General features: G+C 60.8%; 11 protein-coding genes. 6 read left to right on the forward strand and 5 right to left on the reverse strand.

What is annotated here, in order from left to right:
- The first annotated feature begins 2 nt into the window (after window positions 1–2).
- The 3 genes from LUB09_RS22035 to LUB09_RS22045 are packed head-to-tail and all read left to right on the forward strand — an operon-like array spanning window position 3 to window position 3923.
- On the forward strand, window positions 3–893 hold the full coding sequence (locus LUB09_RS22035) for a MaoC/PaaZ C-terminal domain-containing protein (RefSeq protein WP_231423688.1): 891 nt from the start codon (window positions 3–5) through the stop codon (window positions 891–893).
- Window positions 890–2188 (forward strand): acetyl-CoA C-acetyltransferase, encoded by a 1299-nt coding sequence (locus LUB09_RS22040; protein WP_231423689.1) that lies wholly within the window; start codon window positions 890–892, stop codon window positions 2186–2188. Before LUB09_RS22035 ends, LUB09_RS22040 begins: the two co-directional genes overlap by 4 nt.
- A gap of 31 nt (window positions 2189–2219) precedes the next feature.
- Window positions 2220–3923, forward strand: a complete 1704-nt coding sequence (locus LUB09_RS22045) for an AMP-binding protein (protein ID WP_231423690.1) — start codon at window positions 2220–2222, stop codon at window positions 3921–3923.
- Between the two features lie 649 nt (window positions 3924–4572).
- Here the strand turns inward: LUB09_RS22045 and LUB09_RS22050 are convergent.
- The 5 genes from LUB09_RS22050 to LUB09_RS22070 all read right to left on the reverse strand — a co-directional run bounded on the left by LUB09_RS22050 (window position 4573) and on the right by LUB09_RS22070 (window position 9746).
- Entirely contained in the window at window positions 4573–5550 is a 978-nt protein-coding gene (locus LUB09_RS22050; protein WP_231423691.1) for a 2-hydroxyacid dehydrogenase, read from the reverse strand.
- Window positions 5547–6839 carry an MFS transporter gene (locus LUB09_RS22055; RefSeq protein WP_057010196.1) on the reverse strand — a complete coding sequence of 431 codons (1293 nt, stop codon included), beginning with the start codon at window positions 6837–6839 and terminating at the stop codon, window positions 5547–5549. The genes LUB09_RS22050 and LUB09_RS22055 overlap by 4 nt, the downstream gene beginning before the upstream one ends.
- A 45-nt stretch (window positions 6840–6884) precedes the next feature.
- Entirely contained in the window at window positions 6885–7826 is a 942-nt protein-coding gene (locus LUB09_RS22060) for a sugar kinase (RefSeq protein ID WP_231423692.1), read from the reverse strand.
- Window positions 7819–8601 (reverse strand): sugar phosphate isomerase/epimerase family protein, encoded by a 783-nt coding sequence (locus tag LUB09_RS22065; protein ID WP_231423693.1) that lies wholly within the window; start codon window positions 8599–8601, stop codon window positions 7819–7821. The genes LUB09_RS22060 and LUB09_RS22065 overlap by 8 nt, the downstream gene beginning before the upstream one ends.
- An 86-nt stretch (window positions 8602–8687) precedes the next feature.
- Window positions 8688–9746 carry a LacI family DNA-binding transcriptional regulator gene (locus tag LUB09_RS22070; protein WP_269325509.1) on the reverse strand — a complete coding sequence of 353 codons (1059 nt, stop codon included), beginning with the start codon at window positions 9744–9746 and terminating at the stop codon, window positions 8688–8690.
- Window positions 9747–10019: 273 nt separating this feature from the next.
- Between LUB09_RS22070 and LUB09_RS22075 the strand changes: the two genes are divergently transcribed.
- The 3 genes from LUB09_RS22075 (at window position 10020) to LUB09_RS22085 (ending at window position 16703) form a co-directional block, all read left to right on the forward strand.
- Window positions 10020–11957, forward strand: a complete 1938-nt coding sequence (locus LUB09_RS22075) for a hypothetical protein (RefSeq protein ID WP_231423694.1) — start codon at window positions 10020–10022, stop codon at window positions 11955–11957.
- Between the two features lie 149 nt (window positions 11958–12106).
- Window positions 12107–14176: a hypothetical protein gene (locus LUB09_RS22080; RefSeq protein WP_231423695.1), complete on the forward strand. Its 2070-nt coding sequence runs from the start codon at window positions 12107–12109 to the stop codon at window positions 14174–14176.
- Between the two features lie 769 nt (window positions 14177–14945).
- Entirely contained in the window at window positions 14946–16703 is a 1758-nt protein-coding gene (locus LUB09_RS22085; protein ID WP_209990305.1) for an autotransporter outer membrane beta-barrel domain-containing protein, read from the forward strand.
- Window positions 16704–16718: the final 15 nt, after the last annotated feature.

The following is a 16718-nucleotide window of genomic DNA, read 5'->3' on the forward strand; positions in this document are numbered from 1 at the left end:
CCATGGACTACGTGACGCAGATCATCGACCCGCCACTGTCGCGCAGCCGGCTGCTGCTGGATGGGGTGCGCGCCTTGCGCAAGCCCACGCTCGACGGTGCACCGCCGTTGCCCACTCAGCGCCTGGTGCGTTCGGCCGTGGAGCTGTCGCCTGCCGGCATCGCCGCCTATGGCCGTGCCTGTGGTTTCCGGCGCGAGCAGGGCGTGCCGCTGTCCTATCCCCACGTGCTGGCGTTTCCCTTGCACCTGATGTTGCTGACCCGGCCGAGTTTTCCGTATCCGGCCAGCGGCATGGTGCACCTGGCCAACCGCATCCGTCAGCATCAGCGTTTGCACGAAGGCCAGGCCCTGCGCCTGGAGGTGTATTGCGAACGCTGGGTGGCCCACCCCAAGGGGCAGGCGCTGAGCATCGCCACTCGCGCTTACGGCGCAGGCGCTCTGGTGTGGGAAAGCGACAGCCTTTACTTGCGCCGCGAGGTGGAAAATCCCGTCGGCGAGCTGTGGGACGACGCGCTGCCCTTGCCGGAAGAAGGCCTGTTGCGCACCCAGCGCTGGGTGTTGCCCGCCGACCTGGGACGTCGCTTCGCCAGGGTGTCGGGGGACTTCAATCCGATTCATACCTCGCTGATTGGCGCAAAAATCTTTGGTTTTCGCCGCGCCATCGCCCACGGCATGTGGACCCTGGGCCGGGCGCTGGCCGCCGGGCAACCTCCGGGCGGCCTGGCCGTAGCCGAGGCCCATTGCGACTTCAAATTGCCGATCTTCCTGCCCGGCCAGGTCGCGCTGTGGAGCCATCCGCTGAGCGGCCCGCGCCGGGCATTCGAAGTGCGCAACGTCGCGGGCGACAAGCCGCACATGCGCGGGCTGTTTATCTGGAAAGAGAACCTGGCATGAGTGACTACAGCTTCAACCCGGCGCCGACTCGCCGCGTGGCGATCATCGGCGGCAACCGCATCCCGTTCGCCCGTTCCAACACGGTGTATGCCTTCGAGAGCAACCAGGATTTGCTGGTGGCTGCGCTGCAAGGCCTGGTGGATCGCTACAACCTGCACGGCCAGCGATTGGGCGAGTTTGCCGCAGGCGCGGTGATCAAACATTCGCGAGACTTCAACCTGGCGCGCGAGTCGCTGCTGTCGACCACGCTGTCCCCTCAAACGCCCGCCTACGATGTACAGCAGGCCTGCGGCACGGGGCTTGAAGCGGCGTTGCTGGTGGCGAACAAAATCGCCCTCGGCCAGATCGAGGTGGGCATTGCCGGTGGCGCCGACACCACGTCCGATGCGCCCATCGGCATCAATGAATCCCTGCGCCACGTATTGCTGGCGGCCAATCGCGGCAAAGGCCTGGGCGATAAGCTCAAGGCGCTGCTCAAGGCGCGCCCGGCGATGCTGTTCAAGCCACTGCTGCCGCGCAATGGCGAGCCGCGCACCGGCCTGTCCATGGGTGAGCATTGCGAAGAAATGGCCAGGCGCTGGCAGATCAAGCGCCTGGCCCAGGACGAATTGACCCTCACCAGCCATCAGCGTCTCGATGCCGCCTACACGCGTGGCTTTTTCGATGACCTGATCAGTCCCCATCGCGGCCTGACCCGTGACAACAACCTGCGCACCGATACCAGCCTGGAAAAACTCGCCGGCCTGGCGCCGGCCTATGACCGCGAGCATGGCACCCTCACCGCCGGCAACGCCACGCCGCTCACCGATGGCGCCTCGGTGGTGCTGCTGGCCAGCGAAGCCTGGGCCGCCGCCCATGGCTGGCCGGTGCTGGCTTACCTGCGCACTGGCGAGACGGCGGCGGTGAATTTCGTCGACGGCAGCGAAGGCCTGCTGATGGCCCCGGCCTACGCCGTACCGCGCATGCTCAAGCGTGAAGGGCTGGGCTTTGCCGATTTCGATTTCTTCGAGATCCACGAAGCATTCGCCGCCCAGGTGCTGTGCACGCTCAAAGCCTGGGAAGACCCCGACTATTGCCGCGAACGATTGGGCCTGGAGGCGCCGTTGGGCGCTATCGACCGCGCGAAGATGAACGTCAACGGCGGCTCGCTGGGCTGCGGTCACCCCTTTGCCGCCACCGGAGGCCGGCAACTCGCCGCGCTGGCCAAGGCCATCCATGAACGCGGCGGCGGGCGCGGCCTGATCTCGATCTGCGCAGCGGGCGGCCTGGGCATCACCGCCATCGTCGAAAAATAGCGCCACCCATAACAACAACAGGGAAACTGCCATGAACGCTATCAGCCTGGAACAGACCGAACGCATCTGGTTGAACGCATACCTGCCTGGGGTTCCGGCAGACATTGAGGCCGATATCGAGGCCTACCCATCGTTGCGCGAAGTGTTCCTCGAACACCTGGAGAAGTTTCGCGAGCGCGTGGCGTACGTCAGCATCGGCACCGAGATGACGTACGCCGACTGGCAGGCTCAGGGCATTGCGTTTGCCGCCTGGCTGCAGGGCCAGGGCGTGAAAAAGGGCGACCGCGTGGCGCTGATGATGCCCAATTGTTTGCAATATCCGATCTGCCTGCTGGGCACGATCCTGGCCGGTGCGGTGGTGGTCAACGTCAACCCGTTGTACACCTCCCATGAGCTCAGGCACCTGCTCAAGGACAGCGGCGCCGAGACCGTGGTGATCTTCGAAAATTTCGCCCACACCCTGGAAAAAGTCATGCAGGGCAGCAGTGTCAAACGCGTGGTGGTGGCAGCCATCGGTGATCTGCTCGGCACCTTCAAGGGCGCGGCGATGAACTTCATCCTGCGCCGTGTGCAGCAGCAGGTGCCGGTGTTCAACCTAAGTGGTTCGGTGCGTTTCAACCAGGTGCTGAAACAGGGGCGGGCGCTCAATCACCTGCCGGTGCCGATGCAACGCGATGACCTGGCCTTTCTGCAGTACACCGGCGGCACCACGGGCGACGCCAAGGGTGTAATGCTCAGCCACCGCAATATCATCGCCAACCTGTTGCAGGCCAAGGCCTGGGTCGGCGACCAGTTGGACCCGGCGCAACAGCAGAGCAACGTGACGCTGCTACCGCTGTACCACATCTTTTCCCTGACGGTGAACTGCCTGATGTTCATGTGCCTGGGCGGGCGCAATATCCTGATCGCCAACCCACGGGACGTGAAGCGTGTGCAGATGATCCTGCGCAAGGAACGCTTCAACGGGATCGCCGGGGTGAACACGCTGTTCAACGGTTTGCTGGAGAACAAGGACTTCTGCGCGCGGGATTTTTCCGCCCTGCGCCTGGTGATCGCCGGCGGCATGGCCACCCACACCGCGGTGGCCAAGCGCTGGAAGGACGTCACCGGGCTGCCGATCATCGAGGGCTACGGCCTCACCGAATGCTCGCCGGTGGTGAGCATCAGCCCCATCGATATTTCGCGCATGCGCGAGATGGAATTCACCGGCAGCATCGGCGTGCCGCTGCCGTCGACCTGGGTGCGGTTCGTGCGGGCAGACGGCGAGATTGCCGAAATTGGCGAGCAGGGCGAACTGCAAGTGCGCGGCCCGCAGGTGATGCAGGGTTACTGGAAGCGGCCCAAAGAAACGGCGGAGGTATTGGACGCGCAGGGGTGGTTGTCGACCGGCGATATCGGGGTGATGGATGAGCGCGGGTATATCCGTCTGGTGGATCGCAAGAAGGACATGATTCTGGTCTCGGGTTTCAATGTGTACCCCAACGAGATCGAAGACGTGGTGGCGATGCATCCCGGCGTGGCTGAAGTGGCGGCCATCGGGGTGGAGGATGGGGTGACCGGGGAGAGGGTGAAGATTATTGTGGTGCGCAAGGATCCCAGCTTGAGCCAGGCGCAGATTCTTGCGCACTGTCGGGAGTATTTGACGGGGTACAAGGTGCCCAGGTATGTGGAGTTTCGCAGTACGGAGTTGCCCAAGACTACGGTGGGGAAGGTGTTGCGCAGGGCTTTGCGGTGAGCTTTTTGGCTGGGTTTACGGGCGGGGCATATCCGTTATTTAGGTGATGGCGGCTGGCGGTTCCGCCCTTACGGCGGGTCACTTTTGGAAGGACCGGAAGCCGGCCCGGCGTCCTGCCGGCTTACCCACGCTCCAAAGCCTGCAGCGCGGCGGCCTTAGAGCCGACCGGGATTGTCTGCCGTACGCTGTACAACATGTGGGAGGGGGCTTGCTCCCGATGAGGGTGGGTCAGTCAGCTTATGTGTAGCTGACCCACTGCTATCGGGAGCAAGCCCCCTCCCACATTTGGATCTCCATTTGTCTGAATGGATATCACACTGCTCTGCTCTGGCTTTTGATCTGCTTTGCTTTGGCTTTTGATCTCAAGCGCCCCGTCAACCACGCTGGCCGCACGCAGGCTTGAATCCGTGGGTAACCCGGCAGGACGCCGGGTTAGCCGCGCTGGGCCAGGGATGGCCCATCGCGGCGGCCCACGGATTCAAGCCTGCGTGCGGGCACACCGAGCATTAGCGAGGTGCCGAGTGGTGGGGCAAGAGCCCTTTGGTTACTTTGGGGCTCTTTTCCAAAGTGACCCGCCGTAAGGGCGGAACCATAATCAGCCATTACCCAAATAACGAATATGTACCCCATAAAACCCCAAAAAAAGGGCTCAACCCACATAAGCCCCCGGATTCACCAAATTCAAAGGCCGCTCCCCGCCCAACGCCGCCAGCAGATTATCAACCGCACACCTGGCCATTGCCTCCCGCGTTTCATGAGTCGCCGAACCAATATGCGGCGTCGCCACCACATTATTCAACCGCAGCAACGGCGAAGCATGCTCCAGCGGCTCACGTTCAAACACATCCAGTCCCGCCGCACGAATCGTGCGCTGTTGCAACGCATCCACCAGCGCCGCCTCGTCCACCACCTTGCCCCGCGAGATATTGATAAAGATCGTCTCCGGCCCCATCAGCGCAAACTCGCGTGCGCCGATCAGCTTTTCCGTCTGCGCTGTCAGCGGCAACGTGAGGCACACAAAGTCAGCCTGTTGCAGCAGGTCGTCCAGGCTGCGGTACTGCGCAGCAAAACGCGCGTCCACCGCAGGTTTTGGCGAATGACTGTGGTAGATCACCGGCATGCCAAAGCCGAAATGCCCGCGTTGGGCCAGGGCTTCGCCGATGCGGCCCATGCCGACGATGCCCAGGGTCTTGCCGTGCACGTCGCTGCCAAAATGCGCGGGGCCGATGTTTTTGTGCCATTGACCGGCGCGCACCATGTCGGCCAGTTCCACCACCCGGCGGGCGGTGGCGAGGATCAGCGCAAAACCGTTGTCGGCGGTGGTTTCGGTGAGTACGTCCGGGGTATTGCTGAGCAGGATGCGGCGTCGGGTGAGGTAGTCGATGTCGTAGTTATCGACGCCCACCGAGACGCTGGCCACGGCCTCGAGTTTGGGCGCCAGGTCGAGCAGTTCGGCGTCCAGGCGCAGGCTCGCGCCGAGCAGGCCGTGGGCGCCGGGCAGGGCGTCGCGCAGTTTGGCCAGGCCGGCTTCGTCAAGGGCATCGATCAGGGTCACGTCTGCGTGTTCGTGCAGGCGCGCCATCAGCGGCGCGGAGAGTTTTTTGTACAGCACGACGGATTTTTTCATGAGGTCTTTACCTTCAGCTCCAGAGTAGGTGAGGACGCGCGGTCGCTGGCGCCGGGCTTGAGGAAAATGGTCAGCACCACTGACAGCATCAACGCACCGCTCATCAGCAGGTAGGAAGTGCCCGGCGAACCGGTGCTGCTGTTGAGGTAGCCCACCAGGTACGAGCCGCCGAACGAGCCGAGGGCGCCCATGCTGTTGATCAGTGCCATGGCGCCGCCGGCGACGTTGGCCGGGAGAATTTCCGGCACGATGGCAAAAAACGGCCCATAGGGCGCATACATACAGGCCCCGGCAATCACCAGCAGGGTGTAGGACCACCAGAAGTGTTCGGCGCCCAGCGCGTAGGAGGCATAGAAGGCGATGGAGGCAATCAGCAGCGGCGGCCACACGAAGCGTTTGCGCTTTTGCAGTTTGTCCGAGCCCCACGACACCACGAGCATGGCGATCACCGCCGCCAGGTATGGCAGCGCTGACAGCCAGCCGGCCTCGACCATGTCCATTTGCAGACCTTTCTTGAGGATCGACGGCAACCACAACACAAAGCCGTACACGCCGATGCTCCAGCAGAAAAACTGCAGCGCGAGAATGATTACCTTGGGCGAGCGAAACGCTTCGGCGTAGTTTTTTACGGCCTTGATGCCCACCTGTTCGGCGGCGAGGGCGCTTTCCAGGCTGTGTTTTTCGCTGTCGCTGAGCCATTTGGCGTCCTTGGGGCGCTCGTCGGCGAGTTTCCACCAGATAAACGCCCACAGCACCGCCGGCAGGCCTTCGATGATGAACATCCAGCGCCAGCTGAAATGCTGCACCAGGTAGCCGGATACCACCGACATCCACAGCATGGTCACCGGGTTGCCGAGGATCAGGAAGGTGTTGGCCCGCGAACGTTCGGCACGGGTGAACCAATGGCACAGGTACACCAGCATCGCCGGCATCACTGCGGCTTCGACCACGCCGAGCATGAAGCGAATCACGATCAGCATGTAGGCGTTGGACACCACGCCGGTGAGGGTGGCGAGGCCGCCCCAGAGGATCAGGCTGACGAAAATCAGTTTTTTGACGCTGCGTTTCTGCGCGTAGATCGCCCCCGGCACCTGGAAGAAGAAATAGCCAAGGAAAAACAGCGCACCGAGCAGCGATGACATGCCCGGCGTGATCATCAGGTCTTCGGCCATGCCTGAGGCGGCGGCGAAGCCGTAGTTGGCGCGGTCCAGGTAGGCCAGGCTGTAGGTGATGAACACGATGGGCATGATGTACCACCAGCGGCGGGTGGCGAGTTTCACGGTTTCCATAAGGTTGCTCCTGAGCTTGTTGTAGTTGTGGCAACAGGGAATGGGTTATGCGACGGATCGGGTGGTCAATTCAGCACGGGTCGGCAGGCCCTCCATGTCGCCGCGACTTTGCACGGCGCGGCTGCCGATCCAGTTGCCGCGCTGCACCGCTTCGGGGAAGCTCAGGTTTTCCAGCAGGGCGCTGATCATGCCGACCGCGAAGCCGTCGCCGGCACCGACGGTGTCGACCACTTTGTCCACCGGCACGGCGGCGATAAATCCCTGGTCCATCTGGGTGCGGAAATAGGCGCCGTCCGCGCCGAGCTTGATGGCCACGGCTTCGGCGCCCTGGTCCAGGTAGAACGCGGCGATATCGGCCGGGTCATCCAGCCCGGTGAGCAGGCGCCCTTCGTTCAGGCCCGGCAGTACCCAGTGGGCGAGGGCGGCGAGGGCGTTGATTTCGCGGATCATCTGTTGCTGACTGGCCCACAATGCCGGGCGCAGGTTGGGGTCGAACGACACACTGCGTCCGGCCTTGCGCATCTGCGTCATCAACTCGAAGGACAGCGCGCGCGTAGCGTCGGACAACGCCGGCGGGATCCCGGTGGCATGCAGATGGCGCGCCTGCAGCAGCGCCGGGTTCAGCGAGTCGACGGACAAATGGCTGGCCGCCGAGCCCTTGCGGAAATACTCCACCTGAGGATCGTTGCCCGTCTCTTCGCGGGACTTGAACTGAAAGCCCGTAGGGTGCAGCGGGTCGACCGCCACATGCCGACAGTCCAGCCCTTCGTTTTGCAAGGTGTCGACCACAAAGCGGCCGAGGGAGTCGTTGCCCACCCGGCTCAGCCAGGCGACCTTGAAACCCAGGCGCGACAAACCGATGGCGACGTTGCTGTCGGCCCCGGCAATGCGTTTGTGAAATTGCATGACCTGGGCCAGATCACCGGTTTGCTCGGCGACCAGCATCGCCATGGTTTCGCCGAACGAAAGGATATCGATCTCAGGCATGGGCACTCTCCGCGCGAGGTTGGCCAAGGCAGGCGAGGGCGGCGACCTGGCGGGCAGTGACCTCGACCAAATCGTCGCCCTGCAACGGAAACTCCACCGCCCGGGTAATACCTTGGTTCATGTGTTTGAGTAATTGTTCCCACAGGTGCAGGTCGGTGGCACTGGGCGGCAGTGCGACCAGCTTGCCGTCCGCACGCCGGGCCACGGCCTTGCAATGCAGGTAATCCACGTGCCTGCCCAGCAGGCGCGCGGCCGTGAGGGACGACTGGTCCTGCCAGTGCCAGTTGCCGATATCGAAGGTCATCTTCACTGGCAGGCCAAGGCGCTCGACCTCGCTGAAAAAACGCTGCATCGGTTCGATCCGCCCGCCATGCAGGGTCTGGTCGTTTTCCACCAGCAACTGCACCGCGTGCCGGTTGAGCAGGGCGTGCAGGCTTTGCAGGTCGTTGGTGTCGGTGAAGTAGCCGAGGGAGACTTTCAGCCAGCGCGCGCCAAAGGCCTGGGCACGGTCCAGGGTGGCGGCGAGTTCCGCATTCGGCTGGGCGCGGCCGGCCACCCACAGCTCCAGCGGTGAAGAAAATACCGCTTCGAGGCCATGACTGGCAGCGGCCCGGGCCAGCTGGGCGGGTTGCTCGGTGGTCAGCAATTCTTCGCGCCACTCGATGCGTTGCGCGCCGGCAGACGCCAGTAGTTGGACGAAACTCAATTGGCCCTGCTGGCGAACCAGATCGGCGCCGTAGCTGGAAAGGCTGATGGAAACGGGGTAGTTATGCATTGTTGTGTACCTCTGAAACCGGTTTCATTTTTATACGCAAACAAATGTGGGAGCTGGCTTGCCTGCGGTAGCGGTGGGTCAGTCGACTACTGCTTCGTCTGATAAACCGTCATCGCAGGCAAGCCAGCTCCCACAGGTAATTGGGTGGAGCCTCGGATAATCAGTTGCGGCAAAAAATCCAGCGTGCGCGTCGGCGCGTCATCACCGCGCAGGCGTTTGAGCAGGCAATCGAAGGCGCTGGCGCCAATCGCTTCGGTCGGCTGGGCGAGGGCAGTAATGCCGTTGCCCACCAGTGGATACCAGTCCAGGTCATCCAGAGCGATCAGGCCGACTTCCTCAAACAACGTGCAACCCAGGGCCTTGAGCGCGCGCGTACAGGCCAGCGCGGCAATGCCGTTGGCGCAGAACAGCGCCTTGGGGCCAGGGTTGGCAAGAAAGGTGTGCAAGTGCTTTTCCAGCGCACTATCCAGCTCCAATACCGCGCCGGTCAAACCAGGGCGGGCGGCGATTTCGGCCTTGAAACTGGTCTGGCGTTCCAAGCGGGAACTGGTGCCGTCGGCGGCTTCGCTCACCAGCAACACATTGAGATAACCCTGCTGTTGCAGATGCTCGACGGCGATGCGCACGGCTGCGGCGTTATCCAGCCCTACCAGGTCGCTATGCAGCGGCTCAACCTTGCGGTCAACCAGCACCAACGGCATTTCCTGTTGCAGTTCCAGCAATTGATCAAGGTGATGGCCGAGGGTATTCACGATCAACCCTTCGATGTTGTACGAGCGCAGCGCGGCGAGGTGCTGACGCTCCTGCTCGTCGCAACGGTCGGTGTTGCACACCACCAGGCTGTAGCCATGCTGGCGGCAGGCAGTCTCGACGCCATGCATCACGGCAATCGAATAGGGGTTGCGGATATCGGCCACCAGCATGCCGATCAGGCGCGTGCGGCCACGCTTCAATCCACGTGCCATCTGGTTGGGGCGGTAGCCGAGTTCGCTGATGGCCTGTTCGATGCGCAGGGCAATGGCATCGGAGAGCAGGGCGCGGTCGTCGCCGATAAAGCGTGACACGCTGGCTTTGGAGACGCCTGCGCGCTGGGCCACGTCAAGCATGGTCACGCGGCTGCGCTGGGCGGAGGAAAAGGAAGTCACGATAGCGGCCTTTCTTATTGGAGTGTGCGGTTCCCGCGTGGGCATGCGAACGATGAAACCGGTTTCATAAAATGCCAGGCTGCCGGGTTCCGTCAAGGACTATTTGGAAATGCTCGCTGCGCCGAGCTGGAAAAAACCGACGAATGGATGGGGCCACCTGTTAGTTATGACAGTATCCGGGTACGGGCTTTCAGCGTTTAATTTTTCCTACAGCAGCCAGGAAGTGCTCTTCCCCTGACATGCGGTGGCGAAACTAATCCCGAGGCCTGGAACATGACCATTATCGTAAAGCCCTATTCGCGTCGTTCCGGGCTGACCGCGAGGATCGCCGTCACCTCAACTGGCCTGGACCCGCTAACGGTACCGGGCGTCAATACCGCAGACGGCAGAGGCGTGGTTGCGCAAAACTTGTTGCTGGCTCCGCTGAAGCTGCAAATCCCCGCCTGGCAACCCATTCCGGACGCGGTGGATGATCCCATGCATACCTGCGAGGTCTGGTGGGAGAGCGATGATGGCGTCAGGCTTCTCGACCGGTTTTACGTGGGCGCGCCACCGCCGGACATGCCCGCGTTTTACGAACGTGAAATCAGCCTGCTCAACCTGCGCAGCCGCACTCGGGTCGCTCACCTTTATTACAGCGTTCGCAACGGCAGCGGGCAGACGTTCAGCAATCCCAAAGTGACGATCACCATTGACCTGGAGCGCCCGACACTGCTGCGCCCAACCGACAGGCTGGAGTTTCAGGTGCCTCCCGTGCCGGTGCTTGATGAGCAATATGTGCTCGACCATCAACCCACGGTCTTCAAGCTTCCGGCTTATAACATCGAGGCGCCCGGGGATCGGGTCGAGATCTATTTATCCAATTCGAGCACCCCTCCGGTGGCGCAGGCAGACGGAGGCTCGCCAGTGAATTTCGGCACTGTCCCGCGCACGGCCACGCTGAATGCTGATGCTTTTCGAGATCTGAATAATGGCCAGGCTTATGCGTTCTTTCGAATTTTCGACGAGGCCGGCAATTTCAGCGAGATGAGTGCGGGCCTGCCTTTTGTGATGGGGATTGGCTTGCCGGCGCCAAGCATTCGTCCTCCTGCCTATGACGATCGGTTGATCAAGCGTGATGACGCGCGTGCGGGCGTGTTCGTTCGTATCGACTATCCCGGATGGTCGGCAGCCGCCGGGCATCAAGTGATCGTGTACTGGGATGATCGGCCAACGAACGCGCAAGGGGTGTCCCGGCTGCCTTTCGAGGTTGAAATTCCGTGGCCCGTTCTAAGAGGACCCAAACCTGCGTTGGCGGCAGAAACTGTGCAAGTGCGTTACGAGGTGATCGGCCTCAATCTTTCGCCGACACCGTCAGCGCCCCTCGCGGTCAATGTCAACCTGACGATTGCCGGGCAGGATCACGCCAATGCGCCCGCGTTGCTCAACCCGACGCTGGCGCCGGTGGAGGTGGTGGGGCGCACCGGCACCAATCTGCTGGTCAACGACGACAGGGGCTACCCCATTCGTGTGCGCGTGCGTCTGTTTGATACGCCGCGACCAGGGGACACACTGCAGCTGTTCTGGAATGGCGACGGTCCGGTGGCCACTTATTCGGTAAGGGCGGGCGATGTAGCCGGTAGCTGGGTGAATTTTTCCGATGTGCCGGCTGCCGTGCTCGATAGCACCACCGTGACCGCGCACGCGGTGCATTACATCACCAGCAACGGTGTTAACGAGCAACGTTCCCCGGTGACCACGGTGAATGTGAGGTTCGTACCGTTGCCTGCACCGGTGGTGCAACACACGTTAACCAATGGTTATTTGACCTGTCGCTCGCAAACCCAACCGGTGAATGGGGTGGCGTGGTCGATGTTGGCCAATGGGGTGCGCTGGTTTATCGCCGCGCACACCGGCCTGCGGGTGGGCGACACGATAAGGTTCAAGTGGCAAGGGTTTAACGAGAATAACTGGAGCACCCAGAATTCGAATGTTGTATTCGAGCGGTCATTGCGTTGGGAACCTGAATACGCTGCCGCAGGAACAACGATCGTCGTGGACGCCTACGACACGGCGTTGTACCCCTTGCGTAATTTCAAATCCGCTACCGGCAGTTATGAGGTATGGCGTGACGGAGTGAAAGTGGGCGCGTCCGCGCCCGGGTTGGTGCGAGTTGATTTGACTTACTCCACCGGTTGTTACTGCACGCCTCGCGGAGTTGTGTGCGGTTGAACGAAGTTGTTTTCGCCTTCCGTAATCAGGTGAGTTGTTGTGGTGTTGTTTGCAGGCTTTAAAAAATTCGTGGTTGATGAACCCATCAGGTTCATTCAATTAACGAGGCGTGTCCTGATGTTCAGTGGCTTACTGTCCGGAGCAAGATAATGGAATCTACAAACAGAGAAATCATTGACAACTTTGTACCCAAATTACCTACCGATTACACGCCTCAGCGATTTGACATCGCAGCGCTTGAAGATCAGGTGCCTGGTTATACCGGCTTGCTTTCACGCACGGGCTCAAAGAAGCAACGGACTAACTACAATATTCCCCTGTGGATCGGTGCCAGTACCGACTCGCTCCAGCCCGATATCGTCACCGTAGAGATTGCTCCCTATCTTGATCTGAGCGGCCTGGACTCAACTGCTGAAGATGCCTATTTCGCTAGCAACAGCAGCAGATTTCAACTTTCTCTGAGCAATCAGCCTGACCCTGTGCCGTTGCCGATACCACAGTCCTATCGTGGCCCCGGCTTGTATTTGATCAGGTACAGGGTGTTCGTCGCGGACTCGGGAGTGGATAACTATTCGGTCGCGCAACTCCTGGTCGTTGATGAGACGTCTCCTTACGACGGCCCCCGCGTCAAGCCTCCCGCACCACAGCCGCCTGCGGGTATGACCGGACCGCTGGATCGCGCGTTTATCGCCAGCCAGCCAAACCAGACGGTAAACCTTCCGATTCCATACAGCGCGCTGGACGGGCTGTCTCCGGACGATACCGTTGAAATGTTTTTTGGCTCTTCGGACAGACCCTACGTGTTCACGCCTGCCCCAGGCACCGACACGAAATATCGCCTGGATCCGGCCTTGCCACCGTCTATCCCACTGCCGCTGTGGGTGGTTGAGGCTGAAAAGAAAGGGAATTACACAGTTCGCTACGTCATATCCGACGTTGCCGGCAATCCCTCTGAAATATCCTACAGCCTTGACCTTGAAGACTTGGTTGAGGCTCCCGCACCTTCAGACTTCCTGACACCGCAGGTCGAACTCGCCGCCCCGGGTGACGGTTTAATTAACATCAAAGACGTGGCTGATGCGAACGGTGTCAGGGTGCTGATTCCGGCCTACCTGAACGTTGTGCGTCCGACAGACCAACTGGTCGTCACGCTCTCCTCGTCGTTTGGGTCAATTCCCATAACCGTACCGGTGGGCAACACGCCCTTTGCGATTCCGGTTACATTCACGCCCGCCAACATGGATACGCTGTACGGGCCTCGAGCGGCGGGCAAGAGCCGGGTGCCAGTGACGGCATCCTACCAGGTAAGACGCGGGACCAGCATCTATCCGACCGCGCCGTTAAGCACTCCATTCGATCTGGACCTGTCGGTGGTGGGGCCAGACCCCACGCCGCCAGGGGACGTCAACACCAACCTGCCGCCAGTCGTGGTTCAGGCGATACGTGCCGGTGGTACATTCGGGCCACCCGATCACCTGGAGGCGGCCGACGTGAATCTGCCTGCCAGAGCGCTGGTGCCATTGTGGACGGCGGCGGTGCTCCCCCAGGATTCGTTGCCTTTCACGGTGACGTTGAATTACGGTGGTCGGCTGTATCCGCAGACCGTCACGGCCATTCCTCCGTCTGGGGCCATCGAATTCCAGATTCCCTTCGCCGATATCAGGACGTTGGGCGGTCCTACCCAGCCGGCGTCTTACACCCTCACCTCGCTTGCCAGTGCAAACCCGCAGACGTCGCCCCCTACACTGGTCAGGGTAGACTCCGTGATTCTGCAAATGAGCGCACCGAGGGTGCTTAACAACACCGGAACGCTCAACTGCGACAGCCTGCGACCCATTAACAGTGGCAACCTCGTCGTGCATATTCCCGGTTCGGAATATTTGACGGCAGGGCAGTTCGTCAGTGTGACGTTCGCCGGTTATCAAAACAACACCAGTTCGGGGGCTGCGGTGGTTACTGAAGTTCGAACTTTCTCGGTGCCGGATGATGTGGCGGCCCGTAATGGTTTCGATGTGACGTTCCCTGCAAACTCTACGCTTCTGTTTAATCCAATTAACGCCAATAGGTCGTTGTTGACCAGTGGTTCTGCAACGGTCACTACCAGCACGCTGTACCTTGGCTCGACAGTGTCCTCGCTTCCCGCAACTTATCGTGTTCGAGGGTTCAGGCCTGCCACCAGTAGCGCCAACTACTGTGCCGGGGGGGCAGTGCCCACGTAATTGAAGTTCAAGCGTAGATGCCAAAGAGGGTCGTCACCCTCTTTGGTGTTTTCCCCATTTATTATTATTTATTGTGCAACGGTACCGCTGCAATTGCGCCTACGTATCTGGCTGCGTATTCAACTGAATTGTTCGGAAATGTCCTACAGATTTCGGGCTTGCACTGATCAATCATGGCGCCGCTTGATTGGCTGGGTCTCAAATGGTTTAGAACCCGCCCTATCGTTTCGTGCAGGAACTAGAGGTTCACTATATGTCGGCAGTCTTTAACTTCAAACCCACCCCCCTGAGCGTTGCGTTGACGGCCCCAGCCATTGCGTTATTGCTTTTGGCAGCGCCCAATGCTCACGCGCGAACCATAGTTACACTCCCAAATACCTCGATATCGAGCACGACGCGTGTTGATGATTATTCGCTGAACCCAGCCTCAAGCTTGATTGCCCACGGCGCCATCACCAATCAGATTGTGATGAGCGGTGCAGGCCTGACGGCAGAGGCAGGTAGCAGGACGTTGGATATTGATGCAAGGCAGCAGTCGACTGTGGTCATCGATGGCTCACAAGTGACTGCCCGTTCCATGATAAACCAGGCCATTCTGGTTACCGGCAACAGCAGCCTGCTGGTGACCAATAACAGTACGGTTACAAACTCTACCGGTTGGGGTGTGTCCGTCACCCGGACGACAGGGGGAGTAGACGGTTCAAGGGCCACGGTGAAAGACAGCAGCGTCACCGGCTCGACCCGTGGTATTTCGTCTGCCGGCTACGGCGTGGTGAACCTGGATAATGCGCGTGTCGAAGCCACGGCCGCGACGGGTGTCGGTTTGGTGCTGCTCAACGCCGACGCTGCGGCGCGCAACAACAGCCGTATCATCGGCGGCGTCAATGGCGTCAACATGCGCACCGACGCCACACTGACCCGCACCAACTCGTTGATCCTCGATAATTCCGTGGTCCAGGGCAAGACCGGCGCGGCCATCCTGGTGAACCCGCCCGTTGGCAATGGCACCCATGCCGATATTCAAGTGCTTAACGGTTCGAACCTGCTCAGCGGCAATGGCGACCTGCTTCAGGTAGCCAATAACTCCACCGCGAACATGAACGTCGACAACAGCAGCCTGTTCGGTGATGTGCGCATTGGCGCGGGCAGTACGGGCACTGTGCAACTCAATAACAACGCGTCGCTGACCGGCCAGCTGTTCAACGTCAAGCAACTGGATGTCAACAGCAATGCCCAGTGGGTGCTGGTGGGTGACAGCCAGGTCAACGCGCTGAAAATGGGGGGCGGTAATGTAGTGTTTGGCGACCCCGCGCAATACGTCCAGTTGAACACCAACAGCCTGACCGGTAACGGCACCTTCAAGATGCACACCAACTTCAACACCGGCGATACCGACCTGTTGAATGTCAACGGCAACGCCGAAGGTAATCACCAACTGCTGGTGGGCGCCAGTGGCTCGGAATTGGCTACCGGCAACGCAATCAAGGTCGTGCACACCGAAAGTGGTGGTGCCAGGTTCGGCCTGGTAGGCGATACCGTCGACGTCGGTGCGTTCGAATACGGGCTCAAGCAGGAAGGCACCGACTGGTTCCTGGACACCGAGAAGCGGGGCACCAGTACCAGCGCCAAGGCCGTATTGGCGCTTGCCAACGCGGCACCGGTCGTACTGCGTGGCGAGGAAAGCATCCTGCGCACACGCATGGGTGAAGTCCGCTTCGGTGAAGGCAAAAGCCAGGGCCTGTGGATGCGCGGTTACGGTAACAAGATTGACGTAGCGGCCAACAGCAACGGCGTCGGCTACTCCCAGAATCAGGCAGGCCTGAGCCTGGGTGCAGACTGGGCGATGGATGAGCTGTGGACACTGGGTGTGATGGGTGGTTACAGCAACTCAAACCTGGGCCTGAGTCGCGGCAGCAGCGGTATGGTCAACAGCTACTACGCCGGTCTCTACGGTATTTTTCGTGATGACGAGAGCGGGGTGTATGTGGACCTGACGGCCAAGGTCAACCGACTGAACGGCCAGAGCCAGGTCAACATGAGTGACGGTCAGCGCGCCAAAGGCAAATACTCGCAGGACGCGGTAAGTGCTTCGGTTGAAGTCGGCAAGAACATCAAGCTCGATGACGACGGTTTGTATCTTGAACCCTTCGCGCAGTTGTCCGTCGCCGCTGTTGGCGGTTCCAACTACACCATGGACAACGGTCTGAAGGCGAAGAGCGATCGTGCCACGTCGGCCATCGGCAAGGTGGGCATGACCGCCGGTAAAAATATCCAGCTCGACAGCGGCGGCGTCCTGCAGCCGTACCTGCGTGCGGCGGTGGCACGTGATTTCAGCCCGGACAACAAGGTCTATATCAACGACCAGGCCTTTAAAAACAACCTGTCGGGCGGCAGTTACGAGGTCGCGGGCGGCATGGCGGTGTCGTTGTCGCCAAGCCTGAGCGTGCATGCTGAAGCCACGCACATGAAAGGCAAGGCCTACGATCAGCCGTGGGGCGCCACGGTAGGCGTGCAGTACGCTTTCTAAGGGACTCACGCATGC

The sequence above is a fragment of the Pseudomonas sp. Leaf59 genome (genome assembly GCF_920984685.1).
Taxonomy (GTDB): Bacteria; Pseudomonadota; Gammaproteobacteria; order Pseudomonadales; family Pseudomonadaceae; genus Aquipseudomonas.